The organism is Allobosea sp. NPDC055332 (genome assembly GCF_053645455.1).
Window position 1 is genome coordinate 46,354 of the sequence record NZ_JBSHMO010000004.1, and the last position, 25,791, is coordinate 72,144.

Genomic DNA, 25,791 nt, shown 5'->3' on the forward strand with positions numbered 1-25,791 from the left:
CCAATTCGTTATTACGTCAGCAAAGCTGTCATAACTGACGTGATATCGTCAAATCACCCTGGGGTGATTCCAGACTGGCCGACACCGCTAACGCCGCGATTTGGCCGCCTTTGCGGGCGATGCCGGCAGGGCTCACGGCACGGGATTGCAAGGGTAGGCGCGCAAGGCGCGTTTTTGTATGAAGGCTCGGCCGGATTCGCCGCAGATTCGAGGAAATTGCCGCGTGCCGCGATACTCGACACTTATGACGCTGCTCGCTGCTATTTCGGCCTGGCTCGGCCTTGCCTTGCCGGCGCTGGCGCACCCGCACGTCTTCGTGACCTCGCGCACCGAGATCCTCTATGACGCCAGCGGCGCCGTGAAGGCGCTGCGCCATCGCTGGAGCTTCGACGAGGCCTATTCGGCCTATATGGTCCAGGGCCTCGACAAGAACGGCGATGGCAAGATCACCCCGGACGAACTGACCGAGCTCGCCAAGGTCAATATGGAATCGCTGCCGGATGTCGGCTTCTTCACCATCGCCAAGGCGAACGGCAAGGTGCAGGAATTCGGCACGCCGGGCGAAGCCTCGCTCGCCTATGAAAACAAGATCCTGACGCTGACCTATACGCTGCCGCTGAAGACGCCGGCGACGGCCAACCGTTCCTTCGGCATCGAGGTCGGCGACCCCACCTATTTCGTCGCCTTCGAGATCGGCGAGGAAGCCGATGCGGTGGCGGCGCGCGATGCGCCCAAGGGCTGCATCGTCCGGATCATGCGCCCGCCCAAGCTCGACGCGGCGACGCAGCAGCGCCTGGCGCAGGAGGATATCACCGCGACCCCTGATATGAGCGCCTATCAGGTCACCACCAGGGCGCTGGTGGCATGTCCCTGAGCGCTCCCGCCGCGCCGGGCCTGCTGCTCTGGCCGCGCCGGCTGCTCGTCGCGCTGCTGGCGCTCGTTTTGGTCGCAGGTGCGCTCGGGCTGGTCGCCTGGCTGGCCAGTCTTTATTTCCCGCCGCCACCCCCGCCGCCGCGCAACCCGTTCGGCACGGCCTTGCCGCGCGAGGCGCTGCCGGCGACGACGGGCATCGGCGCGGTCATTCTCGCCTGGCAGTCGAGCTTCTATCGCGAGCTGACGGCAACGCTGAAAGGCATCGCGCAATCGCCGGCGGCATTGCCCGGCCTGCTCGGACTTGCCTTCGCCTATGGCGTCTTCCACGCCGCTGGCCCCGGCCACGGCAAGGCGGTGATCTCCGGTTACATCGTCGCCGACAACCGTAGCCTGAAGCGTGGGCTCGCTTTGAGCTTCGCAGCGGCGATCGTGCAGGCGCTGGTGGCGATCGCGCTGGTCGGTGCGCTGACGCTGGCGCTGAACGCGACCGCCAAGACCATGGCCTCGACAACCTGGGTGATCGAGCAGGGCAGCTTCGCGCTCGTCGCGCTGGTCGGGCTCTTTGTGCTCTGGCGCAAGGCCGGCAACCTTGTCGCGCTCGGCGGCGCGGCGCACGATCCCGCAACCTGCGACCACGTCCATATGCCGGGTGCCGATGAGGTCTCGCGCCTGCGCTCGTTCCGCGAGATGGCCGGCGTCGTGCTGGCGGCGGGCCTGCGTCCCTGCGCGGGGGCGCTGATCATCCTCGTCTTCGCCAATGCGCAGGGCCTGCTCTGGGCCGGCATAGCCGCGACCTTCGCCATGGCGCTCGGCACGGCGCTGACCACCGGCGCGCTGGCGGCACTTGCGGTGTTCTTCAAGTTCGCGGCGCTGCGCTTCGCCGGTGGCGGTTCGCTGAAAGGAGCCCGGATCATTGCCGGGCTCGAAGTGCTGGCGGCCGCCTTCGTCGCGGTGCTCGGCGCGGCGCTGTTCTTCGGCCTATGGGCCGCAGGGCAGGGGAGTTAAGCCTCCTTCTCCCCTCGGGGGAGAAGGTCCGGCAGGGGGATGAGGGCGCTTCGACTGGGCGAGCGGTCCTTCCCTCATCCGTCGGCGCTTCGCGCTGCCACCTTCTCCCCCGAGGGGAGAAGCAAAACCTTCACTTCGCCTCGTAGACGAACAGCGTCGACTTGTCGTCATCAGGCAAGAAATAGGCGCGCACGCCCTCGCTCGCCGGCTCGACCCAGAACGGGTTCTGCGTCATCGGCAGGCCCGAAGGCGACCAGAGCTCGACCGGCATCTGGAAGACCGGGCGGTTATCCCGGAGGTCGACGATCTCGAAGCCGCCGAGACGGAAGACCGGGCCGTCCTTGCTGGCGCGGTAGTTGTTGAGGCCGGAGCAGAGCATCCGGCCCATGCCGATATAGTGGCAGTCCTGATAGTCGATATAGAGCGCCGGGTTCGCGACGCGCAGGCTCTCCGGCGCGGCATCGGCGTTGGTGATCTTGCCGTCGGCGCCGAGCGGCCAGGCGTAGAAGCGGCGCGAGCCCCAGCTGACGCCGTGCAGCGACTTGCCGTCGGTGTTGTGGACGATGCCGCCGACATGGTCCTTGAAGCGGAAGACCTCGGTCGCCTTCAACGTCTCGGGGTCGACCTTGTAGATGATCGACTGGCTGTTCGGCCGATACTCGGCGACCGGAACCCAGAGATCCTTGCCGTCGAAGTCGATGCCGCCGGGATGATAGACCGAGCCTTCGCCGAGCGTGACGCTGCCGATGAGCTTGCCCTGCGCATCGACCTTGAAGAGGTGGCCGGCGCCTTCGCCGGTGTCGCGGTCATAGCCGTCCTTCGGCTCGGTATAGCGCGTCGTCGGCTTTTTGATCTCGACCGAGGAGATGAAGAAGGCGTCGCCGATCTTGACCATCCCCTGCGGATGATGCGTCGGGAACTGCAGCTCGATCGCGGCCTTCTGCGTCCATTGCGTCGACCGCGTCAGCTTCGGGAGCAGCGCGTTGAGTGCGGGATCGGCGGCTTGTGCCGTCGTCGCCAGCGCTGCGGCTGCGAGTGCCATCATTGCGGTCCTCATCGCGATCCTCCTGCGGCAGTCCCGTTGTCGGGCGCTGCCGGCATAGTTGCGCTTCGTGACGAGGATGCAAAGCCGCGTTCAGCGCAGCGGATCGTTCTCCAGCAGGATCGGCTTGCCGTGTGGCGTCGCCTCGGCGGCCCGCTCCCAGGCGGCGGCGCGGGCGTCGACCCCGTCATGCGAGGCGAGGCCCTTCTCGATCAGCAGGTGCTCGAGCGCCTCGCTCCAGCGCTCGTAATAGTCGGAGCCGTCGCGGCAGCCGCCATTGGCCAGGGCCTCGCGGATTTCGCCGCCGAGCGCCTGCGCCCATTCATCCGCGCTGAAGACGCCGCGGTTCTGCAAGGCGACGACGAGGGCGAAGGCCTGCGCCTGCCAGGGCTCGGCGAAGACCGGGCCCTCGGCGTCGCGCGGGATCGGCGTGCCGGCCGCGAGTGCGTCTGTGAGAGCAGCGTCAGGCCGGCTCAAGATAGCTCTCCCAGGCCTCGATGCTGACGGTCGATGTCGGATCGGCGTCGCGGCCCCAGAGCTCAGGTCCGGTGAAGACGACGGTGTAGAGCCATTGCGCCGTCTCGGGCGCGCCATGGGCGCCGGTGTCCGGGAAGACATGGCAGCCGGTGACCAGCTCGACCACGCCCTGCTTGCCGCGGGCATAGCGCGGCAGGCGGGTATGATGCTGCGGGTGCATCACGATGGTGCGAACGGTGTCGCCGACCTTGAAGCGGGCCGGTGCTGGCGCCTCGCGCTCATAGGGGAAGCCGCGGCGCAGGACGGTCGGGACCTCCTCGCCTTTCAGGACACGCTTGGGTTCCCGGCGGGTGCTGCCGGCGACGCCGGAGGCCAATTCGTCCTTGCTCAGGAAGCCCTGCTCGATCAGCACCTTGTCGAGCGCCGCCAGCCAGATCTGGTAGTAGCTCGACGACAGATACTGCGCCGGTGGCAGGCTCTCGCGGGCATGGCGGATACCGTCGATCGTCCAGGCGCCCATGGCGCCGGCAGCGACATTGATCGCCAGGACCTTCTTCTCCCAATCGGCGTGGAAGATCGGCTCGTCCTTCTCCGGCACGACCGGGCCGAAGCCCATCTGGCCGCCGAGGTCGTGGGCGCTGTTCATGGCTTATCCTCCGGAGAGGGCAGGCCGACGCCGATCATCGAGTCGCGGCTGACGATCGACGCCAATTCGTCCTCGCTCCAGCCCTCAGTGCCTGCAGGGCGCATGGGGATGACGATGAAGCGGGTCTCGGCGGTCGAATCCCAGACGCGGATGCGCTGGCCTTCGGGCAGGCTCACGCCGAAATCGGCGAGGGTGCCGCGTGGGTCGATCACCGCCTTGGCGCGATAGGGCGGCGATTTGTACCAGACCGGGGGCAGGCCGAGCACCGGCCACGGATAGCAGGAGCACAGGGTGCAGACGATGAGGTTGTGCTCCTCTGGCGTGTTGAAGCAGGCGACGATGTGCTCGCCGCCGCGACCGCCATAGCCGAGCTCGGCGACGGCGGCGGTGCCGTCCGCCTTCAGCCGCGCGGCATAGGCCGGGTCGCTCCAGGCCTTGGCGACGACGCGGGCGCCATTGCGCGGGCCGATCTTGGTCTCATAGGTGTCGATGATCGCGTCGAGCGCGCTGGGGTCGACATAGCCCTTCTCGACCATCAGCGATTCCAGCGCTTTCACCCGCGCTTCGATCGGGGTGAAGTGGTTGTCGTGCTCGTGGTCATGATGATGGTGATGATCGTGGCCGCTCATCGGGCCCTCCTCGTCATGCCAGCCTGATCCGCGCCGCCCGCTCGAACCTCACGGCGAAGGCGGCGAGCGATTTGTCCGAGCCCTTCGGCCCGATCACCGACAGCCCCAGCGGCGCGTCGTCGCGATGCGCGACGGGGATCGAAATCTGCGGGAAGCCGGACAGGCCCGCAAGGCAGAGCAGGCGCAGGGCACGGTTGCGAAAATCCTCGAGCTCGGGCTCGCCGGCGCTGACCAGCGGCGCGACATCGGGCACCGTCGGCAGCATCAGCACGCCGTCCTTGCCGAGCAGCTTGGCGAGCTTCGCGCGGAAGGCTTTTCGCACGTTCTCGCCGCGCGCGACTTCGGCATCGCTGACCGCCTTGCCGAAGGCGAAGCGCTCGGCGACGCCGGGGCCGAGCGGCATGGCATGGCGCTCGATCATCGCGCCATCCGAAGCCCAGGCCTCGCGGCCCTGGATCCAGCGGAAGGCCCAGTACAGCGCGTCCATGTCGCTGACGGCGCGCACGGTCTCGGGCTGGCCGAGGATCGGCACGATGCGCTGCACGACATTGCGCAGGATGCGCTCGGCTTCCGGCACGGCCTGGGCGAAAAGGTCGTCGGCGAGGAGGAGGCGCGGCGTCTCCGGCAGGCTCACCCGGTCCTTGCCGAGGACGGCATTGGCAGCGCGGGCGAAGACCTCGCCGTCCCGCGCGAAGAAGCCGGCGGTATCCAGGCTCTCGGCCAGCGGCCAGGCCCGCTTCAGCGAGAGCCGGCCATGGGTCGGACGGATGCCGAACAGGCCGCCATAGCTGGCCGGCGCCCGGACCGAGCCGCCGGTGTCGGAGCCGAGGCCGATGTCGGCGAGCCGGCCGGCCACCGCCGCCATCGAGCCGGAGGAGGAGCCGCCGGTGATCCGGTCAGGCGCTGCCGGATTCACGGGCGACCCGAAATGAGCGTTCTTGCCGTTGAGCGAGAAGGCGAGCTCGTCGGTGTGGGTCTTGCCGACGAAGCGGGCTCCGGCCTCCAGGAAGGCCTTCACGATCGGCGCCGTCTTGGTCTTGATCCCCGACAGCGCCAGCACGGTCGGCGAGCCCGCCCCGGTCGGGTAGCCCTTGACGTCGAACAGGTCCTTGACCGCGAGCGTCAGCCCGGAGAGCGGGCCGGAGGAGGCATGCTTTACCGGCGCGTCCGGATAGGGCACGAAGCAGCGGAACGGGTCGTTCTCGATCATGTGTTCTCAGATCCCCCCAGATCTCAATCAGATGCCGCGTGCGTCGCCATCCGAGCGCGGATCATGCGTCGCCTCGACATGGCCCTTCTGATGCTTCACCAGCATGCCGGCATGGCCGAACTGGTCGGAATAGGCCTCGCTGTATTCCTCGACCGGGTGCCCGGCGGCGGTCAGCCTGGCCAGCAGCATCGGGTCGAAGCGGTTCTCGAGCTTGAGCGAGATCGAGCCGGCACCCCAGGTCCGGCCGAAGAGCCAGCGCGGCGCATCGACCGCGTCGGCGACGCCCTGGCCGAAGCGATAGCGCGACAGGATCTGCGCCTGGAACTGCGGCTGGCCGTCGCCGCCCATCGCGCCATAGCTCATGATCCGGCCATCGTCGAAGCGGGCGAGCGGCGGATTGAGCGTGTGGAACGGCTTGCGGCCGGGCATCAGCGGATTCAGCGCCTTCGCATCGAGCGAGAAGGAGACGCCGCGGTTCTGCCAGTTGACGCCGGTCTTCGGCAGGATGCAGCCGGAGCCATATTCCCAGTAGAGCGACTGGATATAGGACACTGCGAGGCCGGAGCCGTCGATCGCGCCCATCCAGATCGTATCGCCCTCGCCGGGGCGGAACGGCCAGCTCGCGGCACGCTTGCGGTCGATCTTCGCGGCCTCGCGTTCCAGGGCGGCGTCTGTGAGGAGGCTCGCCGGGTCGACCGTCATGAAAGCCGGGTCGGTGACGACCTTGTCGCGGATGGCGAGCGCCCGCTTCACCGCCTCGACGAGGCCGTGGTGGTGGTCGAAGCTCTCCGGCCGGGTGACGCCGAGCTTCTCGAAGATGCCGAGGATCATCAGGGCGGTGAGGCCCTGCGTCGGCGGCGGGAAATTATAGACCGTGAGCCCCGGCAGCTTCAGCGATAGCGCCTGGACAGTCCGGGCGCGGAAGGCTTCGAGATCTGCGCGGGTGACGGGTGCGCCAAAGCGCCCGAGGTCTTCGGCGAGCTCGCGGCCGATATCGCCGCGATAGAAATCGTCGAGCCCGGCATGGGCGAGCTGCTCCAGCGTCGCGCCGAGCGCTGTGGGCTTGCGGCGGTCGCCGGCCTTGGGCCGTTCGCCGCTCGGCCAGAAGAACTCGCTGAAGCCAGGCGCCGCCTTCACGGCATCGACCTCCTGCGGCCAGGTGCGCAGCTCCGACTCCGAGATATCGTAGCCCTCGGTGCAGTGGCGGATCGCGTCGGTGAGCAAATCCTTCAGCGGTAGCTTGCCGCCGAGGCTGTTCGACAAGGCGAGCGCCGCCTGCCAGCCGCCGATCGCGCCGGCGACGGTGATCGCCGCATCCGGGCCGCGCGCCGGCAGCGTGTCATGGCCTTTCTCGCGATAGCGCCCGATCGTGGCGAGGCTCCCCGCCGGGCCACAGGCCTCGATCGCATGGACCTTGCCGCCGGGCTCGTGCACCAGCCAGAAGCCGTCGCCGCCGATGGCGTTCATGTGCGGGTAGACCACGGCGATGGTTGCGGCCATGGCGACCATCGCCTCGATCGCATTGCCGCCCTCGGCGAGGATGGCGCGCCCGGCTTCGGATGCGAGACGGTGGGGTGCGGCGACGGCGGCCGAGTTGAAAACCGGAGAATCGGGCATCAGGTTCTTTTCGTTCGGGGCAGGCGTGACCATTTTGCCGGAAGGCGCGATTTTGTTGCATGCCGTCGCCGCCTAGGCTAGGCGGTCCGTGCATGGGTTCCGAGGGTAAAAGCATGGCGGCTGGCCGCACCAACTGGCGCAATGTGATCATGGTGATCTCGCTCGCCATCCTGATCGCGGTCGAGATCTTCGGCGTCGCGCTGGCGTCCGGCTGGGCACTCGCCGGCCTGTTCGAGCTCGGGCCCATCGTCGCCTATGTGCTGATGGGGCTGTTCTCGGTGCTCGCCGCCTATGGGCTGGTGAATTTCATGCGCCGCGTCGTGAAGATCGAGCGCCTGACTCACCGCAGCTGAGGCTCAGCCGCACGGCTTCATCACCACCGGATCAGCCTCTGCCGACAGCAATTCGTCGAGCGATCGGCAGCGGCCCTCCACGCAGACCCGCCAGTCGGCGGTCGCGCCCGAGCGGCGCATCACCACTTCAGGCAGCGCAGGCAGGTTCGGTTTCCAGCGCCAGAACCCATCGACGAGTTTTGCGCCATCAGGCGGATCCATGCCGGCGCCCGAGCCTTGCACGCGGGCTTCGGCGAGGACGAGGCCTTCGGGGCCTTGCTGCCAAAGCTCTTCCCAGAGCGATTTCTGCACCGAATGCCGCCAGGACAGCGTGATCTCGTTCGCGCCGAGCGGGATCAACAGCGCCCCGGCGGCGAGGCAGATCATGCCGGCTTTTCCAACCCGTCAGGGCGATTGGCCCACCAATGGCGAGCGACGATCGCGGCGGCGAGCGCATAGCCGAGCGGGTCGCTATAGGGAAACTCGCCGAACAGCATCACAGCCGCGGCGAACGAGAGCACGCGCTCGATCACGGTCAGGCGCCCGAACAGAAAGCCGATCGCGACCATGCCGAACAGGGCTATGGCGATGCTGGCCTTGATCACCGCATAGACCACGGACGGCCAGAAGCCGATCGTCGCGCTCATCGGATCGCCCGGTTGCAGCATCAGTGCGGGCGAATAGACGGCGATGAAGGGGATGACGTAGCCGGCGAGCGCGACGCGCATCGCCTCCCAGCCGATCTTGTCGGGGTTCTCCTTGGCGATCGGTGCCGCCGCCAGTGCGGCCAGCGCCACTGGCGGCGAGAGGTCGGCCATGATGCCGTAGTAGAAGGCGAACATGTGGCTGACGATCAGCGGCACGCCGAGCTTTTCCAGTGCCGGCGCGGCCAGCGCCGCGACGATGATGTAGGTCGGGATCGTCGGGATGCCGGTGCCGAGCAGGATCGAGAGCACCATGGTCAGCACCAGCGCCAGGAACAGGCTGGTCTTGCCGAGACCGATGATCCAGGCACCAAAGGTGGTGCCGATGCCGGTCTGCGTCATCAGGCCGATGATGGTGCCGACGATGGCGCAGGCGATGCCGACCGGCAGCGCCGTCTTGGCTGCGTCGGCGAGCGCGTCGCGGCAGATGGCGAGCGTCGCCCGGCCGCCGATGGTCAGGGCGTTGAGCAGGACGAGCGCCAGGATCAGGCCGCCGACGACGCGGACATCCATGCCCTCGCGCAGCAGCGCCCCGGCGATCAGCCCGAGGCCGACCCAGAAGATCACGCGCAGTGTCGTCGTCTTGAAGCCGAGCGCGACGCCGGTACCGAGCAAGAGGCCGACGGTGAGGGCGAGCCCGATCGTGCCGGCGAAGAGCGGCGTGAAGCCGTGGAACAGCATGAAGACGAGCACGGCGAGCGGCAGCGCCAGATACCAGCGCTCGCGCAGCGCCCGGAGCGGGCTCGGCAGCAAATGGCGCTCGATGCCCTTGAGGCCATGCTTGCCGGCCTCCAGATGCACCATCCAGAAGGCCGAGGCGAAATAGAGCACGGCCGGGATCGCGGCTGCCTTGACGATCTCGGAATAGTCGACGCCGAGCGTCTCGGCCATGATGAAGGCGGCGGCGCCCATCACCGGCGGCATGATCTGTCCGCCCATCGAGGCGGTGGCCTCGACGCCGGCGGCGAAGGCGCGCCGGTAGCCGAACTTGATCATCAGCGGAATGGTGAACTGGCCGACGGTGACGACATTGGCGACGCCGGAGCCCGAGATCATCCCCATCAGGCCCGACGAGAACACCGCGACCTTGGCCGGGCCGCCGCGCGCGCCGCCGAACAGGCCGAGCGAGACGTCATTGAAGAGGTGGATCATCCCGGCCTTCTCAAGGAAGGCGCCGAAGACGATGAACAGGAAGATGTAGGTGGCCGAGACATAGGTCGGCACGCCGTAGAGCCCCTCGGTGCCGAAGGAGAGATGGCCGATGATCTGGTCGAAGCCATAGCCGCGATGGTTGAACGGCGAGGGCAGATACTGGCCGAAGAACCAGTAGAGCAGGCAGACGCCGCACATGATCGGCAGGGCATTGCCCATCAGGCGTCTGGCGGCCTCGAAGACAAGGATGGCGAGCAGGCAGCCGACGACGAGGTCGAGCGTGGTCGGGTCGCCGTCGCGCAGGATCAGGTCGGCATAGAAGATCAGCTGGTAGAGGCCGACCAGGAAGCCGAGCAGGCCGATCGCCCAGCCGAGCCAGCGGCCAGCTTCCGTCTTCGCTTTGAAATTGGCGACGAGGCCGAAGGAGAGCAGCAGCAGGAAGCCGACATGGACGCCGCGCACCGCCTGGCTCGGCAAGAAATGCCAGGCCGAGATCAGGATCTGGAAGGAGGCGAAGGCGAGCGCCACGGCATAGGCGAGCAAGCCCCATTTGCCGGGGCCGAAGCCGGGCGGAAAGCCGTGCTCGAAATTGTCGAGAGCTTCGTTCTCGATCGGCGCGCCGCTCGCGCCGGAGAGCTCGTGCAGCCGGTCAGTATCGGCCCCCGCCACTGTGGTCTGCTGCGCCATCGCCTCGTTCCCCGCAATGCGGCGACGCCGGCTCACGCGGAGCCGGCGTCGCTTGTCCCCTCGGTCATGCCACCTGTCAGGAGCCGACCTTCAGGCCTTTTTCCTTGAGATAGCGCGCTGCGCCCGGATGCAGGGGCACGGGCATGCCGTCGAGCGCGTTCTCGAGCTTGATCGACTTGCCGGCCGAATGCGACGAGCCGAGTTCGCCGAGATTCTCGAAGATGTTTTTGGTCATCTGGTAGACCAGCTCCTCCTTCACGCCCTCATGGGTGACGAGGTAGTTCACGACGGCGGCCGTGTTCACGTCCGTCGTCTGGCCGCCATAGGTGTTGGCCGGGATCGGCGCGCTGATGAAGGGTGGGCCAGCCTTGTCGATCACCGCCTTCGGCACCTCGACGACGACGATCTCGACCGAGCTGGCGAGGTCGCGGATCGAAGCGACGCCGAGCCCGGCCGATTGCAGGGTGGCGTCGAGCTGGCGGTTCTTCATCAGCTCGACCGACTCGGCGAAGGGCAGGTACTCGATCTTGCCGAGATCCTTGTAGGACAGGCCGGCGGCGCCGAGGATGGCGCGGGCGTTGAGCTCGGTGCCGGATTTCGGCGCGCCGACCGAGAGGCGCTTGCCCTTGAGATCGGCCAGCGTCTTGATGCCGCTCTCCTTCGAGGCGACGATCTGGACGTAGTTCGGATAGATCGCGGTGATGCCGCGCAGCTTCTTCAGCGGGCTCTTGAAGCCGGCCTCCTCGTCGCCCTTCCAGGCGGCGTCGAGGGAATCGCCGAGGGTGAAGGCGATCTCGCCGCGGCCCTGCTGCAGCAGCACGAGATTCTCGACCGAGGCCTTGGTCGCCTGTACCGAGGGGCGGGTATTGGCGATCTTGTCGCCGTAGATCTTCGAAAGCGCGACGCCCATCGGATAGTAGACGCCGGAGGTACCGCCGGTCAGCACGTTGATGAAGTCCTGCGCTTTGGCCGCGACTGGCGTCACGGCGATGATCACGGCAGTCATGAGCCCGGCAAAGCGGCGGCCGGCGAGCAGCGTCGTCATGGTTCCTCCCGATATATGGTCCGGCTCGGACGGCCGGACTTTCCCTAGTTGTAGGCCGTTCGCGGGGCGAAAGAAAAGTTGTTCCAAAGCTCTAGCCGCCTGGATTGCCGCGATTGCGCGCGATTTCTGCCCTGCTGGTGCCAGGAAGGTCAGGAGATTGCCCTCGCCGGCTGGACAGGCTAGCCGGAAACACCATCTTCCACCTGATCTTCCCCGATGGAGCGCCCCGCCAAATGCAGCCGCGACAGCCGACCATGCCCCTGATCGACCGCCGCACGCTGCTCGCAGGCGCGGCCGGCACGGCCGCCCTCGCCGCAGCGGGTTTTTCCGGCCAGGCGCTGGCGCAGCAGGGGCTCAAGCTCGGCACCGCCGAAGCCTTCTCCTTCGACGGCTTGAAGGCGCGCGCTCGCGATCTCGCCGGCAAGCCCTATGAGCCGCCGCCGAACCCCAAGCCCGACGTGCTCGAGAAGATCGACTACGACGCCCATGGCAAGATCAGGTTCAAGCCGGAGCTGGCGCTCTGGGCCAATGGACCCTCGCCCTGGCCGGTCACCTTCTTCCATCTCGGCCGCTACTTCCAGAAGCCGGTGCGCATGCATGTCCTCGACGACGGCAAGGCGCGCGAGATCGTCTACGACGAGAGCTATTTCGAGATGCCGGCCGATTCACCGGCCAAGCAATTGCCGCCGGGCGCCGGCTTCGCCGGCTTTCGCTTTCAGGAAAGCCGTTCCGGTCATCCCGGCCGCAAGGGCGAGAAGCTCGATTGGCAGAAGAACGACTGGGTGGCCTTCCTCGGCGCCTCCTATTTCCGCGCCATCGGCGAGCTCTACCAATACGGGCTTTCGGCCCGCGGCCTCGCCGTCGACCCAGCGGTCGGCGACCGGCCGGAGGAGTTTCCGGATTTCACCCATGTCTGGCTGGAGACGCCGGGCGAAGCGGCCGAGTACGTGATCGTCTACGCCCTGCTCTCGGGGCCGAGCGTCGCCGGCGCCTTCCGCTTCCGCATGCATCGCGGCAAGGGCGTCGACATGGAGATCGAGCAGGAGCTGCACCTGCGCAAGGACGTTGCCCGGCTCGGCATCGCGCCGCTGACCTCGATGTACTGGTATTCCGAGACCGCCAAGACGACCATGGTCGATTGGCGGCCGGAGGTGCACGATTCCGACGGGCTCGCGCTCTGGACCGGTAGCGGCGAGCGGGCCTGGCGCCCGCTCAACAACCCGCGCCGCACCGTCGCTTCGTCCTTCGTCGACGAGAACCCGCGCGGCTTCGGGCTGATGCAGCGCGACCGCGAAATCGGCCATTATCTCGACGGCGTCTTCTACGAGCGCCGGCCGAGCCTCTGGATCGAGACTCTCGGTCAATGGGGCAAGGGCGCGGTCCAACTGATCGAAATCCCGACCGATGACGAGATCCACGACAACATCGTCGCAATGTGGGTGCCGGAAGCGCCCGCGAAGGCCGGCAACGCCTATAATTTCCGCTATCGCCTGCACTGGCTTGCCGATGAGCCGTTCCCGCCGGCTCTCGGCCGTGTCGTCGCGACAAGGCTTGGCAATGGCGGCCAGCCCGGCACAGCGCGCCCCAAGGGCGTGCGCAAGTTCATGATCGAGTTCAAGGGGCCGGCGCTCGAGGACATCCCCTTCGGGGTCAAGCCGGAGGTGGTGCTCTCGGCCTCGCGCGGCAGCTTCTCCTACATTTTCGCCGAGGCGGTGCCGAACGATGTCCCCGGCCATTGGCGGGCGCAGTTCGACCTCACCGTCGACGGCACCGACCCGGTCGAGATGCGCTGTTTCCTGCGTGGCGGAGACAAGGTGCTGACCGAGACCTGGCTCTACCAGTACTGGCCGGGCTGAGACCCGCCCGGAAACTCTACTGCGGCGGCCATCTGACGGCGCATTCTGCGCTTCCGGTGCTCACGGACCAATGTCCGCTGCGCTCCGGTTCTCGAAACCACCGCCATCTGGCGCGCCGCAGCGAGTTTCGAGACGGGTCTGGAGCGAGGGCCGCTACCCCTCGATCTGGCGCTTCTGCGCCCGGTCGACGGAGATGAACAGCGTGTTGGCCGCGCCGGGCTCGACGCAGAACACGTCGAAGCTCGGCGCCTGCGGGTCGTCGGCGGGCATGTGCAGGACGGCAGAGCCTTTGCGACCGGCAAAGGCCATGATCCGGAAGCTCAGCCCGTCAGGCAGGCCGATCTCGATCGCATCGGCTGTTATCCTGGTCGCGACGCCGCCGCGTATCGCTTTGAAGGTCACCTGCTCGGCACTCACTGGCCCGCTCCTGTTCGGCTGCAATCGAGACAGTGGATAGCGCCGATACCGGACGGGTGCATCCTCGACGGCGTTTGCCTCTCCGAAACCACTCGCACGGCATATGGGAGCATCTACTGGTCCAGGGTGCCGTATGGAAACGTCTCTCTACGTCCCGGTCAAACGCTTCCTTGAAGGCCTCGGCTACTCTGTGAAGGGCGAGGTCGGGCATTGCGATCTCGTCGCGCTGCGGGATGACGATCCCGCCGTGGTGGTGATCGGCGAGCTGAAACTGAGTTTCAACCTCGAGCTCATCCTGCAAGGCGTCGACCGCATGAGTGTCGGCGACGAAATCTGGCTGGCCGCACAGCTCTCGACCAAGGGCAAGGGACGAGAGAGCGATCCGAGATATCGCAATCTCTGTCGGCGGCTCGGTTTCGGCCTGCTGGGTGTCGGCAGGACGGGCGAGGTCGCTGTGCTCGTTTCTCCGGTTGCGCCGACACCCCGGAAAGACCCGCGGCGGCGCTCACGGCTGGTCGATGAGCACCGGCGGCGTCAGGGGGATCCCGCCACGGGCGGCAGTACGCGCAAGCCGATCATGACGGCCTATCGCCAGCAGGCGCTGGCCTGCGCCGCGGCCATGACGGCCGCCCCGCAACGGCCACGCGATCTCAAGCCGTCCTGCCCCGATGTTCAGAAGATCCTGCATCGCAACGTCTATGGCTGGTTCGAGCGTTCGGGGCGTGGAATTTACGCGCTCACCGCAACCGGGCGCAGCGCGGTGGCCCAGTGGGTGTCTCCGCCTTCGTCCGCCATCGAGGAGCAAGACCAGCTGCCTGCTTGAGATCTGCTTGTCTTCGATTGCGCGTAACATTATATCGTTCGGTATGGCTCATCATCACGCCCATCACCGCCAGACTGCCGCCGAGGTCCCTGGCTGGTCGCTGTTGCGGCTGTCGGCCGGGCAAAGGCTCGGCCTGGCCTTCGGTGTGATCCTGGTGCTGTGGGCGGCGACCTTCGCCGTCATTGTGTGAACAAGAGTATCGCCCTCGTGCCCGCCATCCGTTTCAGCAATCTGACCCTCGGCTATGACCGCCATCCGGCGGTGCATCATCTCTCCGGCGAGATCGCGCCGGGCAGCCTGACGGCGATCGTCGGGCCGAACGGCGCCGGCAAGTCGACCCTGCTCAAGGCCATCGCGGGAGCGCTGTCGCCGCTCGACGGCACGGTGACGCTCGCCAAGGGCAAGCGCCTCGCTTATCTGCCGCAATCGGCCGAGCTCGACCGCTCCTTCCCGATCCATGTCTACGATCTCGTCGCCATGGGCCTGTGGGGCGCTGCCGGCATCTTCGGCAAGATCGGCTTTGGTCAGCGCAGCAAAATCGAGGCGGCGATCGCCGCGGTTGGCCTTACCGGCTTCGAGAGCCGCAGCATCGGCACGCTCTCTGGCGGGCAGATGCAGCGCGCGCTGTTCGCCCGGCTCCTGCTGCAGGACGCCGACATCATTTTGCTCGACGAGCCCTTCACCGCGATCGATGCGCGCACCAGCGCCGACCTGCTCGCGCTGGTCCAGCGCTGGCATGGCGAGAACCGCACCGTGGTCGCCGTGCTGCACGATATCGAGACGGTGAAGCGCGCCTTCCCGCAGACGCTGCTGCTGGCGCGCGAGGCGATCGCCTGGGGCGAGACCGGCGAGGTGCTGACGGCGAACAACCTGCTCAAGGCGCGCCGCATGGTAGAGGCCTTCGACAGCCACGCCGCGCCCTGTGCCGCCTGAACGCCCAGAGCCAAGACAAGGCCGATGTTCTACGACCTGCTGATCGGCCCCTTCGCCGAATTCGACTTCATGCGCCGGGCGCTGGTCGGCGTGATCGCGCTCTCGGTCTCCGGTGCGCCGGTCGGCGTCTTCCTGATGCTGCGGCGAATGAGCCTGACCGGCGACGCCATGGCGCATGCGATCCTGCCGGGCGCCGCGCTCGGCTATCTCGTCGCCGGCTTCTCGCTGCCGGCAATGACGCTGGGCGGGCTCGTCGCCGGTTTCACCGTGGCGCTCGCCGCCGGCGCCGTAGCGCGCCTGACGGTGCTGAAGGAAGATGCCTCGCTCGCCGCCTTCTATCTGATCTCGCTGGCGCTCGGCGTCACCCTGGTCTCGCTGCGCGGCTCGGCGGTCGATCTCTTCCACGTCCTGTTCGGCAATGTGCTGGCGCTCGACGACGACGTGCTGGTGCTGCTCTCCGGCGTCGCCAGCCTGACGCTCGGCGTGCTGGCGCTGGCCTATCGACCGCTCGTGCTCGAATGCGTCGATCCCGGCTTCCTGCGCTCGGTCAGCCGCTCCGGCGGCTTCGTCCATCTGACTTTCCTCGGCCTCGTCGTGATCAATCTCGTCGCCGGCTTCCATGCGCTCGGCACGCTCCTTGCCGTCGGCCTGATGATGCTGCCGGCGGCCGCCGCCCGCTTCTGGACCGCCGACATCACCCGGCTGATCCTGCTCGCGAGCGGCTTCGGCATGGCCTCCGGCTATATCGGCCTTGTCGCCTCCTATGCCGCTGGCAGCAATCTCCCGGCCGGGCCGGCGATCATCCTCTCGGCCGGCGCGCTCTATCTCGGCTCGCTCCTGCTGGGATCGCAGGGCGGGCTTGCGCGACGGCTCTTGCCGAAGGCCCATCTCCAGCGCTAGTTATGTTATAGTGTTTCATATAGCGCGAGAGCCATCATGCTGAACCGTCGCTCCGTCCTCCTCGGCCTTGCCGCCGGCGTTGCCCTGCCATTGCCGGCCTTTGCCCAGGAGAAGCTGCCCGTCGTCGCCAGCTTCTCGATCCTCGGCGATTTCGTTCGCGAGATCGGTGGCGACCGGGTCGCGGTGACCTTGCTGGTCGGCCCCGATGGCGACGCCCATGTCTATTCGCCGACGCCGGCCGACGCCAAGACGGTGGCCGGTGCGAAGCTCGTCGTCGTCAACGGGCTGAAATTCGAGGGCTGGCTGACCAGGCTGGTCAAGTCGTCGGGCACGAAGGCGACCGTCGCAACCGCGACCACCGGCATCACCCCGCTCAAGATGGCCGATGATCACGGCCACGCTCATGGCGGCGAGGATCCGCATGCCTGGCAGAGCGTAGCCAACGCCAAGCTCTATGTCGGCAATGTCCGCGATGCCCTGGTCGCAGCCGACCCGGCTGGCAAGGCCGCCTACGAAGCCAATGCCACCGCTTACCTTGCCAAGCTCGATGCGCTGGAAGCCGAGATCAAGGCAACGGTCGCGCGCATTCCGGTCGACCGGCGCAAGGCGATCACCTCGCATGACGCCTTCGGCTATTTCGCCAAGGCCTATGGCATTGCGTTCATTGCGCCGCAGGGCGTCTCGACCGAGGCGGAGGCCTCGGCCAAGGACGTCGCCCGGATCATCCGCCAGATCAAGGCAGAGAAGGTACCGGCGGTGTTCCTCGAGAACATCACCAATCCGCGCCTGGCCGAGCAGATCGCACGGGAGAGCGGCGCGAAGATCGGCGGTCGGCTCTACTCCGACGCGCTTTCGGCCGCTGACGGTCCTGCCGGGACTTACATCGCGATGATGAAACACAATATAAGCCAGATCGAGAAGGCGCTCGTCGCCGGCCCGGCCTGACCGAGCCGCGATCGCAGCAGCGCCGCCAACCAGGTTCTAGTCATGTCCGAGAAGATTCCCGTCACGGTGCTCACCGGCTATCTGGGCGCCGGCAAGACCACGCTCCTCAATCGCATCCTCACCGAGGACCACGGCAAGAAATTCGCCGTGATCGTCAACGAGTTCGGCGAGACCGGCATCGATGGCGACCTCGTCGTCGGCGCCGACGAGGAAGTGTTCGAGATGAACAATGGCTGCATCTGCTGCACGGTGCGCGGTGACCTGATCCGCATCCTCGACGGACTGATGAAGCGCAAGGGCAAGTTCGATGCGATCATCGTCGAGACCACCGGCCTCGCCGATCCCGCCCCGGTCGCCCAGACCTTCTTCGTCGACCAGGATGTCGGCGATGCCACCAAGCTCGACGCGGTCGTGACCGTCACCGATGCCAAGTGGCTGAAGGACCGGCTCAAGGATGCGCCGGAAGCGAAGAACCAGATCGCCTTCGCCGACGTGATCATCCTCAACAAGACGGATCTGGTGACGCCGGAGCAGCTCGCCGAGGTCGAGGCGACGATCCGCGCGATCAACCCCTATGCCAAGCTGCACAAGACGACGCGTTGCGACCTGCCGATCGCCGACCTGCTCGATCGCAACGCCTTCGATCTCGACCGCATCCTCGACATCGAGCCCGATTTCCTCGAGGCCGGCCACCATCACCATCACTCGGAGGACGTCCGCTCGATGTCCTTCACCATCCCCGGCGATGTCGACCCCGACAAGTTCATGCCGTGGATCAACGACATCAGCCAGGTGCAGGGCCCGAACATCCTGCGCTCCAAGGGCATTCTGGCCTTCAAGGACGAGCCGCGCCGCTTCGTCTTCCAGGGCGTGCACATGATCCTGGACGGTGACCTGCAGCGCGACTGGAAGTCCGGCGAGACGCGTGAGTCGCGTCTGGTCTTCATTGGCCGCGATCTCGACGAGGCGGCACTGCGAAAGGGGTTCATGGCCTGCGCGGCTTGAGCTAAAGCCAAGGCCATGGAGACCATCACCAAACCCGTCTCGCTGCGCGAGCATGTCGTTCCCATCGAAGCCGGCGAACATGTCGTCGGCGCCGTCTGGCTGAAGCAGACGCTGGCGCTCGCCCTCTCAGACGGGCGGGTGCTGCGCTGGCGCGAGGGCGAGACGGAGGCCGTCGAAGCGCATGCCGGCGGTTTGCTCTGCGCTGCCTCGGACGGGGCGCGCCTGATCAGCGGCGGCGATGACGGCCGTGTCGTCGCGACATCGGCCGATGGCGCGCCGGAGGAACTTGCACGCGATCCGAAGCGGCGCTGGATCGACGCCGTCACGGTATCGCCATCGGGCAGCCTCGCCTGGAACAGCGGCCGCGATGTCCAGGCCCGCGACGACAAGGGCAAGCTCAGGTCGATCGATGTCGCCTCGACGCCGCAGGGCCTCAGCCTTGCACCGAAGGGCTACCGCCTCGCCATCGCGCAGATGAACGGCGTGCTGCTCTGGTATCCGAACACCGAGGCCAGGCCCGACTTCCTCGAATGGAAGGGCTCGCATCTCGATGTGACCTGGTCACCCGACGGGCGCTTCGTGGTCACTTCGATGCAGGAAAATGCGCTGCATGGCTGGCGCCTCGGCGAGAAGCCGAACCATATGCGCATGACCGGCTATCCGGCGAAGCCCCGCTCGCTGTCCTGGTCGCATGACGGGCTCTGGCTCGCCTCCAGCGGCGCGGACGCCGCGATCGTCTGGCCTTTCCAGGGCGAGGGGCCGACCGGCAAGGCGCCGCGCGAATGCGGAGCTCGCCACGCCAAGGTCACCCGCGTCGCTTTCCATCCCAAGGCGCTGGTGCTGGCGATCGGCTATGACGATGGCTGCATCCTGATGGTGCGCCTGACCGACGCTTCCGAGCTGCTGGTTCGCCCGGCGCAGCGTGGCAGCGGCATCACCGCCTTCGCCTGGGACAAGCTCGGCAAGCGCCTCGCCTTCGGTGCTGAAGATGGCGCGGCGGGCGTGCTGACCCTGCCGGGCGGCTGAACGGAGATGCGCTTTGGCCTGTTCGGCAGGGACAAGCGCGATGCAGCCGGGGCCGATGCCTCGGCGCAGGTCAAGCGACGGGTGCGCGAGCTGCTCGACCTGCCGGAGAACGCGGTGATCGCCGTCAACGAGATCCTTTGCGCCGATCCCGCCTGCCCCGGGACCGAAACGGTGATCCTGGTGATGAAGCCCGGCGAGAAGACTAGGGCCTTCAAAGTCCAGATGGGGTTGGCGGAGCTGACGCCGGAGGCGCTGGCGCAGGCATTGTCCACCCCGGGCTGAGCCGGCCAAGACCACCGCCATGATGTGTCAGCAGGTGGCGGCTGCGTGCCTTAACCTTTGGCGATGCCGTCGCTAGCTTGCTCTCATGGCGATGCGACCGCGAAAGATCCTGACACTCGACAAGGCGGCGGCACGCCGGATCTGGCTCAAGGCCCAGAGGCTCGACACGCGCGAGCCCTTCGGCGGCGGCCCGGAGGCGACGACTGCAGCCGTGGCCCAGCTCGGCTACGTCCAGATCGACACGATCAACGTGATCGAGCGCTGCCACCATCACATCCTCTATAGCCGGATTCCGGCCTATCGCCGCGACGACCTCGCGCAAGCGCAGGCGCAGGACAAGTCGGTGTTCGAGTACTGGACGCATGCGCTGTCCTATGTCCCCACCGCTGACCTCCGCTATTTCCTGCCGGCGATGAAGGCGCATCGCGCCGAGCCGAAGCGCTGGGCTTCGGTCGGCGGTCGCGACGAGACGCGCAAGCTGCTGCGCCGCATCCGCAAGGACGGGGCGCTCACCATCCGCGACATCGACACCGACGTGCTGGTCGAGAAGACGCATCTTTGGGCGAGCAAGAAGCCGTCCAAGGGCCTGCTCGAACGCGCCTTCTACGACGGCGAGCTCGTGATCTCCGCCCGCTCGGGCATGCTCAAGACCTATGAGCTGCTCGACCGGCATTTCGGCTGGGAGAAGCAGCCGGCGCCGGCATCGGAGCGCCAGGTCGCGGCCTACAAGCTCGACCGCGCCCTGCGGGCGCAGGGCATCGTCAGTCTGGATTCGATCTGCCACCTCGACGCGCCAAGCAAGAAGGCTGTCGCCGAGCTCATTGCCGGCCGCGTCAGGCGCAAGGAGCTGGTGCCGGTCGCGATCGAAGGCGCGGACAAGATGCCGCATTGGGCGATGCCGGACGTGCTGGAGCCATCTGGGCCGGCCGATGACAGCCTCGTCCACATCCTTTCGCCCTTCGATCCGCTGATCATCCAGCGCAAGCGGCTGAAGCTGTTCTTCGGCTACGACCACGTCTTCGAGGCCTATCTGCCGAAGGAGAAGCGCGTCTTCGGTTATTTCGGCCTGCCGGTGCTGGCGGGCGACCGTATCGTTGCCGTCGCCGATCTCAAGACCGACCGGGCAGCGCGCAAGCTTCTGGTGCAGCAATGGACCTGGCTGGAGCCCGAACCGTCGGCAGAGCTGAAGCGTCAGGTCGACGAGGAGATGCAGCGCTTCGAGCGGTTTCAGCTCGGCTGACGGCGGTTCAGTTCAGTCGGGGCCAGCGGAAATCGTCGGCACGGCCGGGGCGCGGCTCGGGCGCGATGCCCTGGCCGAAGACTCGGTCGAGCCCTGCCGCGACGTCGCCGCGACCACGCGCCTCCTGGACAGAGGTGATCAGCGCAGCGTCGCCAGCGCCGGGAATCGCACTGGTCAGCGGCAGGATCGGCCCGGCGAGCGGCCTTTGTGGAACGACCGGGACGAGCCCAAGATCGACGGGCAGGCCGCTGACCATGCGGTCGATCAGGCGCTCGACGCCGCCCGGCTGCAGTTCGGGCGTGATCGGGGCGCCGGCGTCGGGGGAGGTCGGTAGCGCGATGACGTTTTGCGTCGGCGCGCCCTCGAGCAGACGGCGAATGCCGACGTCGATGAAATGCGCCGCCTTGCGAGCACCGGCCTTGGTGAAATGGACGCCGTCGCCGAGCCGGAGCTTGGCGATCTGCCCGCTCACATCCGGCCCGGTCGCGGTGTAGCGGTTCTCGCCGTCGACATAGGCACCCCAGAGGTCGACGAACTGACCACCGCCCGCTTCCACGCTCTTGCGGAAGAGGTCGTTCAGCGTGATCAGGTCGGCGGACAGGCGAGGATTCTGCATCGGCGGCGCTCCCACCCAGATCAGCGGCACGCGTCTGGCGCCGAAGGCCGAGGCGACCGCCTCGATCCGCGCCTTGTAGAGCTGGAGCCAGCGCTCGCTCAGCGGCTCATGCGTGACTTCGCCCTCGCGGATCACCTGGCGGTCGTTCGGCCCGAGGATGACGACGCCGACCATGACCTTGGGGTCGGCTGCCAGCAGCTCGCCAGTCGCTTTCGGCCAGTCGTAGAAATCGGTCCGGACCAGGCCGCTATCGGCCTTGGCCTTGTTGACCACGGCGACATCGGCGCGATCCTCGAGGCTGTCCTCCAGCCCTTCGGCGATCTGCCCGGCCAAAGTGTCGCCGATGACCAGCACGTGGTGGTTGACGTCGACTTTGGGAATGACCGGATCGTCCCGGACGACGACGCGGGTCGGCGCCCGGCGCTGGACCGGCGCGACGCGCTGGCGCGGCTGTTGCCGTGGCTGCACGGCCGGCCGCTCCGGAATCTGCCAGAACATGTTGAACAGGCTGCGGCCTTGCGGCGGCGCCTGCGGTATCCGACCCGGCGGCATCGGGTTCTGGGCGATCGAGACCGGCCCGCCGGTCGCGAGCACGAGCAAGGCCGAGGCCAGAATCATGAAGAGCGAACGCGGGCGCATCGTGCTCTCGATCGGCGCCGGTCAGGGGGTGGCGCCGCAAGCCAATATAGTCGCGATCGCCGGCTTCGTCAGCGTGGCGCCTTCATCCGCGTCAGCAAGGCTGGGGTTGGGTAGCCGTCCGCGAGCATGCCGACGCGCAGCTGGTACTGCCTGACTGCCTCGCGCGTGCCGGTGCCGATGCGCCCATCGGCGTCGTGATTGTAGAGGCCGAGACCCTTCAGCCGGCGCTGGACGTCGGTGATCCCCGCTTTGTCGAGCCGCGGTGCCTTCACCGGCCAGTCGCCTTGCAAAGCTGGCCGGCCGACGATCCGGTCGCCGAGATGGCCGACGGCGAGCGCATAGGCATCGGAGGAATTGTACTTCTTGATGACGTCGAAATTCGCGGTCAGCAGCATGGCCGGGCCGGTATGCCCGGCCGGGTAGAACAGCCTGGCCTCGCCCGAAGACGGGAGCGAACCGCCATCGGCGCGGCGCACGCCGGCAGAGCGGAAGGAGGAGAAGCTGGCGCGATAGAGATTGTGGTCGAAGCCCTCTGGCACCACGACCTCGATGCCCCAGGGCAGGCCGGGGGTCCAGCCATAGCCCTTGAGGTAGTTGGCGGTCGAGGCGATGGCGTCGCTGGTCGAGGTCCAGATGTCGGCATGGCCGTCACCGGTCTGGTCGACCGCGTATTTCATATAGCTCGACGGCATGAACTGGGTGTGGCCCATGGCGCCGGCCCAGGAGCCGCGCAGTTCGCTGCGCTCGACATGGCCCTTCTCGATCAGCTCCAGCGCGGTCAGGAGCTCGTCGCGGAAGAAGTCGCCGCGATAGCGGATGTTCGCCAGCGTCGCGAGCGAGCGGATCACGTCCTTATCGCCCTTGAACGAGCCGTAATTGGTCTCCATTCCCCAGATACCAAGGATGATCTCCTTGGGCACGCCATAGCGCGATTCAGCCTGGGAGAGCACGCCGGCATGAGCTTCCAGCATCTCGCGGCCGCGCGAGATGCGGCCTCCGCCGACCGCGCTGTTGAGATAGCTCCAGATCGGCGCGACGAATTCCGACTGCTTGCGGGTCAGCGCCACGATCGACGGATCGGGTGTCACGCCCTGGAACGCGAGGTCGAAGGTCTTGCGCGAGATGCCGCGGGCCTGCGCCATCGGCCAGAGCGCCTTCAGGAAGCCGTCGAAGCCCGGTGCGGCCGGCCGCGCTTCGGGCTTGGGGGTCTGTGCACGTGCCGGATTGATCGAACCCGTAGTCTGCGCGAGCGCTGGCCCAAGGCCGAGCGCCACGGCGAAGGCGAGAACGGTGACGGGGCGCATGGTTGCTCCTCAGGCTCGGTCGCAGTGTCTTTCCACCACAGCGCCCGAACGAGGTTAACCATGGGTTAACGCCGCGCCAAATCCTGTGCTAGCTGGCGTTGCGCTTGCGCAGGCTCTCCTCCCAGGCGAGTGCTTGCGTCACGATCTGCGTGAGATCGTCATGTTCCGGCTGCCAGCCGAGCTCGGCGCGGATGCGGTCGGCCTTGGCGACCAGCGCGGCCGGATCGCCGGCGCGGCGCGGCGAGAGCCGGACCGGGAAATCGACGCCCGAGACCTCCTTCACCACCTCGACGACTTCCTTGACCGAGTAGCCGCGGCCATAGCCGCAGTTCAGCGTCAGGTTCCCGCCGCCGGCGCGCAAATGGTCGAGCGCCGCCAGATGGGCGCGGGCGAGATCGGTGACGTGGATGTAGTCGCGCACGCAGGTGCCGTCCGGCGTCGCATAATCGGTGCCGAAGATGTCGAGCCCGGCACGCTGGCCGAGCGCCGCCTGGCTCGCGACCTTGATCAGATGGGTGGCGTTGGTGCTGGACTGGCCTGAACGACCCCTGGGATCGGCGCCGGCTACGTTGAAATAGCGTAGCGCGACATAGGTCAGGCCATGGGCGCGGGCGACGTCGCCGAGCATCCATTCGCTCATCAGCTTGGAGCGGCCATAGGGATTGATCGGGTTGAGCGCGATCTCCTCCGGGACCGGCGAGACCGGCGGCTCGCCATAGACGGCGGCCGTCGAGGAGAAGATCACATGCTTGATGCCGCCACGCACGGCGCTCTCCAGCAGCGCCCGTGTCTTGACCGTGTTGTTCTGGTAGTAGCCGAGGGGGTCTGACACCGAATCCGGCACCACGATCTTCGCCGCGAAATGCGCGATCTCGCTGATGCCGTGCTCGGCAATGGTGCGCTCGACCAGGGCCTGGTCGCCCATGTCGCCGCGTACCAGGGTCGCTTCCTGCGGCACCGCCCACCAGAAGCCGGTCGAGAGATCGTCGAGCACCACGACCTTTTCGCCGCGGTCCAGCAGCTCGAGGACCATATGGCTGCCGATGTAGCCGGCGCCGCCCGAAACCAGAATTGCCATCTTCGTCTCCTCGTCACGTGACCGGCATAGACCGGAATCACGACAGTTCGAACCAGCCTGTCGGCGCGAGATGGCTAATCTCGGGCAGGGCCTCGGTGAAGCCATGCAAGAATGGGAGCCAGGGCGGCAAATCCAGCAATCTACAGCAGGAGTATTGACGTATCGGCAAGGCCCGACTGGTATTCGATAACAGGGTCGGCCCGGCTTTCGCCAGAATCGCGGGTCAGCCTAAACAAGACCGGCATCAACGGGCGAAGCCGGCTCTCCCCAAGCCCTCCGATTTTCAGCAGGCGCGCGCCAGGGGCGCGCGAGATGGACGCGCATGATCAAGAAAATCCGCAAGGCGGTCTTTCCCGTCGCTGGTCTCGGCACCCGTTTCCTGCCCGCCACCAAGGCGATCCCGAAGGAGATGCTGACCATCGTCGACCGGCCGGTGGTCCAGCATGTGGTCGACGAGGCGCGCGCCGCCGGGATCGAGCATTTCGTCTTCGTCACCGGCCGCAACAAGGCGGTGATCGAGGACCATTTCGACATGGCCTATGAGCTCGACGATACGTTGGCCAAGCGCGGCAAGACCAAGGAGCTCGAGGCGCTCAAGCACGATCTGCCGGCGGCAGGCACGGCGAGCTTCACCCGCCAGCAGGCGCCGCTCGGCCTCGGCCACGCCGTCTGGTGCGCCCGCGACATCGTCGGCGACGAGCCGTTCGCGCTGCTGCTGCCCGACATGCTGCATCACGGGGCGGGCAAGGGCTGCCTCGCCGAGATGATCGCAGCCTATGAGGAGCATGGCGGCAACCACATCGCTGTCGCGCCGGTGCCGGAGGACCAGACCCATCAATACGGCATCGTCGGTGTCGCCGACGCCAAGGCCAAGGTCTCGCAGATCAGCAAGATGGTCGAGAAGCCGCCGAAGGGCACGGCGCCGTCGAACCTGCACATCACCGGCCGCTACATCCTGCAGCCGACGATCTTCGATTTGCTCGCCAAGCAGGAGAAGGGCGCCGGCGGCGAGATCCAGCTGACTGACTCGATGATCGCCCTGGCAAAACTCGAGAAGTTCTTCGCGGTGCGCTTCGACGGCGACATCTACGACACAGGCTCGAAGATCGGCTTCCTTTCCGCCAATGTCGCCTATGCGCTGGAGCGCGGCGATCTCGGCCCGCAATTGCGGGCTGAGATCGAGCGATTGCTGAAGAAGTAACCCTGGTCGTCATTTCCGGCGAAGTGCAGAACCAGCTCCTCCGTCATGGTCGGGCCTGTCCCGACCATCCACGTCTTCCTTGTGGCGTGTGGTGCTCAAGACGTGGA

Annotated in this window: 27 protein-coding genes; 14 read left to right on the top strand and 13 right to left on the bottom strand. The window is 67.0% G+C overall.

The features are described from left to right. The first annotated feature begins 244 nt into the window (after window positions 1–244). Entirely contained in the window at window positions 245–874 is a 630-nt protein-coding gene (locus ACWIGM_RS21895; RefSeq protein ID WP_454028082.1) for a DUF1007 family protein, read from the top strand. Further along, on the top strand, window positions 865–1,878 hold the full coding sequence (locus ACWIGM_RS21900) for a nickel/cobalt transporter (RefSeq protein ID WP_454028083.1): 1,014 nt from the start codon (window positions 865–867) through the stop codon (window positions 1,876–1,878). Before ACWIGM_RS21895 ends, ACWIGM_RS21900 begins: the two co-directional genes overlap by 10 nt. A 130-nt stretch (window positions 1,879–2,008) precedes the next feature. Here the strand turns inward: ACWIGM_RS21900 and ACWIGM_RS21905 are convergent, their stop codons facing one another. From ACWIGM_RS21905 to ACWIGM_RS21930, 6 genes are all read right to left on the bottom strand, one after another. Beyond that, a complete protein-coding gene (locus ACWIGM_RS21905) occupies window positions 2,009–2,935 on the bottom strand; it encodes a DUF6454 family protein (protein WP_454028084.1) in 927 nt (308 codons plus the stop codon). Between the two features lie 78 nt (window positions 2,936–3,013). Next, entirely contained in the window at window positions 3,014–3,397 is a 384-nt protein-coding gene (locus ACWIGM_RS21910) for a nitrile hydratase accessory protein (protein WP_454028085.1), read from the bottom strand. Beyond that, complete coding sequence (nthB, locus tag ACWIGM_RS21915) at window positions 3,384–4,043, bottom strand: nitrile hydratase subunit beta (protein ID WP_454028086.1); 660 nt, start codon at window positions 4,041–4,043, stop codon at window positions 3,384–3,386. The genes ACWIGM_RS21910 and nthB overlap by 14 nt, the downstream gene beginning before the upstream one ends. Continuing rightward, window positions 4,040–4,672, bottom strand: coding sequence for a nitrile hydratase subunit alpha (gene nthA / locus ACWIGM_RS21920; RefSeq protein ID WP_454028087.1), 633 nt, complete (start codon window positions 4,670–4,672; stop codon window positions 4,040–4,042). The genes nthB and nthA overlap by 4 nt, the downstream gene beginning before the upstream one ends. Before the next feature lie 13 nt (window positions 4,673–4,685). Next, on the bottom strand, window positions 4,686–5,882 hold the full coding sequence (locus tag ACWIGM_RS21925) for an amidase (RefSeq protein ID WP_454028088.1): 1,197 nt from the start codon (window positions 5,880–5,882) through the stop codon (window positions 4,686–4,688). 27 nt (window positions 5,883–5,909) lie between these two features. Continuing rightward, window positions 5,910–7,499 (bottom strand): gamma-glutamyltransferase family protein, encoded by a 1,590-nt coding sequence (locus tag ACWIGM_RS21930; RefSeq protein ID WP_454028089.1) that lies wholly within the window; start codon window positions 7,497–7,499, stop codon window positions 5,910–5,912. A gap of 113 nt (window positions 7,500–7,612) precedes the next feature. Here ACWIGM_RS21930 and ACWIGM_RS21935 point away from each other — a divergent pair, with 113 nt between their 5' ends. Continuing rightward, a complete protein-coding gene (locus tag ACWIGM_RS21935) occupies window positions 7,613–7,852 on the top strand; it encodes a hypothetical protein (protein ID WP_454028090.1) in 240 nt (79 codons plus the stop codon). Window positions 7,853–7,855: 3 nt separating this feature from the next. On the opposite strand, the gene ACWIGM_RS21940 is transcribed toward ACWIGM_RS21935, so the two are convergent. From ACWIGM_RS21940 to ACWIGM_RS21950, 3 genes are all read right to left on the bottom strand, one after another. Further along, window positions 7,856–8,218 carry a DUF1850 domain-containing protein gene (locus ACWIGM_RS21940; protein ID WP_454028091.1) on the bottom strand — a complete coding sequence of 121 codons (363 nt, stop codon included), beginning with the start codon at window positions 8,216–8,218 and terminating at the stop codon, window positions 7,856–7,858. After that, window positions 8,215–10,374, bottom strand: a complete 2,160-nt coding sequence (locus ACWIGM_RS21945) for a TRAP transporter permease (RefSeq protein ID WP_454028092.1) — start codon at window positions 10,372–10,374, stop codon at window positions 8,215–8,217. The genes ACWIGM_RS21940 and ACWIGM_RS21945 overlap by 4 nt, the downstream gene beginning before the upstream one ends. Before the next feature lie 76 nt (window positions 10,375–10,450). After that, a complete protein-coding gene (locus tag ACWIGM_RS21950) occupies window positions 10,451–11,380 on the bottom strand; it encodes a TAXI family TRAP transporter solute-binding subunit (protein WP_454028745.1) in 930 nt (309 codons plus the stop codon). A 293-nt stretch (window positions 11,381–11,673) separates the two neighbouring features. Here ACWIGM_RS21950 and ACWIGM_RS21955 point away from each other — a divergent pair, with 293 nt between their 5' ends. Then, window positions 11,674–13,275 carry an OpgD/OpgG family glucan biosynthesis protein gene (locus ACWIGM_RS21955; protein WP_454028093.1) on the top strand — a complete coding sequence of 534 codons (1,602 nt, stop codon included), beginning with the start codon at window positions 11,674–11,676 and terminating at the stop codon, window positions 13,273–13,275. Between the two features lie 153 nt (window positions 13,276–13,428). On the opposite strand, the gene ACWIGM_RS21960 is transcribed toward ACWIGM_RS21955, so the two are convergent. After that, window positions 13,429–13,692, bottom strand: a complete 264-nt coding sequence (locus tag ACWIGM_RS21960) for a hypothetical protein (protein WP_454028094.1) — start codon at window positions 13,690–13,692, stop codon at window positions 13,429–13,431. Between the two features lie 133 nt (window positions 13,693–13,825). Between ACWIGM_RS21960 and ACWIGM_RS21965 the strand changes: the two genes are divergently transcribed. The 9 genes from ACWIGM_RS21965 (at window position 13,826) to ACWIGM_RS22005 (ending at window position 20,846) form a co-directional block, all read left to right on the top strand. Beyond that, entirely contained in the window at window positions 13,826–14,515 is a 690-nt protein-coding gene (locus tag ACWIGM_RS21965) for a DUF2161 domain-containing phosphodiesterase (RefSeq protein WP_454028095.1), read from the top strand. 7 nt (window positions 14,516–14,522) lie between these two features. Further along, window positions 14,523–14,705, top strand: coding sequence for a hypothetical protein (locus tag ACWIGM_RS21970; RefSeq protein WP_454028096.1), 183 nt, complete (start codon window positions 14,523–14,525; stop codon window positions 14,703–14,705). A gap of 17 nt (window positions 14,706–14,722) precedes the next feature. Further along, window positions 14,723–15,448 (top strand): zinc ABC transporter ATP-binding protein AztA, encoded by a 726-nt coding sequence (gene aztA / locus ACWIGM_RS21975; protein ID WP_454028097.1) that lies wholly within the window; start codon window positions 14,723–14,725, stop codon window positions 15,446–15,448. Between the two features lie 24 nt (window positions 15,449–15,472). Continuing rightward, a complete protein-coding gene (locus ACWIGM_RS21980) occupies window positions 15,473–16,348 on the top strand; it encodes a metal ABC transporter permease (RefSeq protein ID WP_454028098.1) in 876 nt (291 codons plus the stop codon). Window positions 16,349–16,384: 36 nt separating this feature from the next. Next, a complete protein-coding gene (locus ACWIGM_RS21985; RefSeq protein WP_454028099.1) occupies window positions 16,385–17,293 on the top strand; it encodes a metal ABC transporter substrate-binding protein in 909 nt (302 codons plus the stop codon). Between the two features lie 42 nt (window positions 17,294–17,335). Next, on the top strand, window positions 17,336–18,298 hold the full coding sequence (locus ACWIGM_RS21990) for a CobW family GTP-binding protein (protein WP_454028100.1): 963 nt from the start codon (window positions 17,336–17,338) through the stop codon (window positions 18,296–18,298). Window positions 18,299–18,313: 15 nt separating this feature from the next. Continuing rightward, on the top strand, window positions 18,314–19,324 hold the full coding sequence (locus ACWIGM_RS21995) for a WD40 repeat domain-containing protein (protein ID WP_454028101.1): 1,011 nt from the start codon (window positions 18,314–18,316) through the stop codon (window positions 19,322–19,324). 6 nt (window positions 19,325–19,330) lie between these two features. Next, complete coding sequence (locus tag ACWIGM_RS22000; protein WP_454028102.1) at window positions 19,331–19,606, top strand: hypothetical protein; 276 nt, start codon at window positions 19,331–19,333, stop codon at window positions 19,604–19,606. A gap of 91 nt (window positions 19,607–19,697) precedes the next feature. Next, window positions 19,698–20,846: a winged helix-turn-helix domain-containing protein gene (locus ACWIGM_RS22005; RefSeq protein ID WP_454028103.1), complete on the top strand. Its 1,149-nt coding sequence runs from the start codon at window positions 19,698–19,700 to the stop codon at window positions 20,844–20,846. A gap of 7 nt (window positions 20,847–20,853) precedes the next feature. On the opposite strand, the gene ACWIGM_RS22010 is transcribed toward ACWIGM_RS22005, so the two are convergent. From ACWIGM_RS22010 to galE, 3 genes are all read right to left on the bottom strand, one after another. Then, entirely contained in the window at window positions 20,854–22,101 is a 1,248-nt protein-coding gene (locus ACWIGM_RS22010) for an SGNH/GDSL hydrolase family protein (protein ID WP_454028104.1), read from the bottom strand. Window positions 22,102–22,169: 68 nt separating this feature from the next. Next, entirely contained in the window at window positions 22,170–23,405 is a 1,236-nt protein-coding gene (locus tag ACWIGM_RS22015; protein WP_454028105.1) for a lytic murein transglycosylase, read from the bottom strand. Window positions 23,406–23,493: 88 nt separating this feature from the next. After that, on the bottom strand, window positions 23,494–24,483 hold the full coding sequence (gene galE, locus ACWIGM_RS22020) for a UDP-glucose 4-epimerase GalE (RefSeq protein ID WP_454028106.1): 990 nt from the start codon (window positions 24,481–24,483) through the stop codon (window positions 23,494–23,496). Window positions 24,484–24,805: 322 nt separating this feature from the next. Between galE and galU the strand changes: the two genes are divergently transcribed. After that, window positions 24,806–25,684, top strand: a complete 879-nt coding sequence (gene galU, locus ACWIGM_RS22025; RefSeq protein WP_454028107.1) for a UTP--glucose-1-phosphate uridylyltransferase GalU — start codon at window positions 24,806–24,808, stop codon at window positions 25,682–25,684. Window positions 25,685–25,791: the final 107 nt, after the last annotated feature.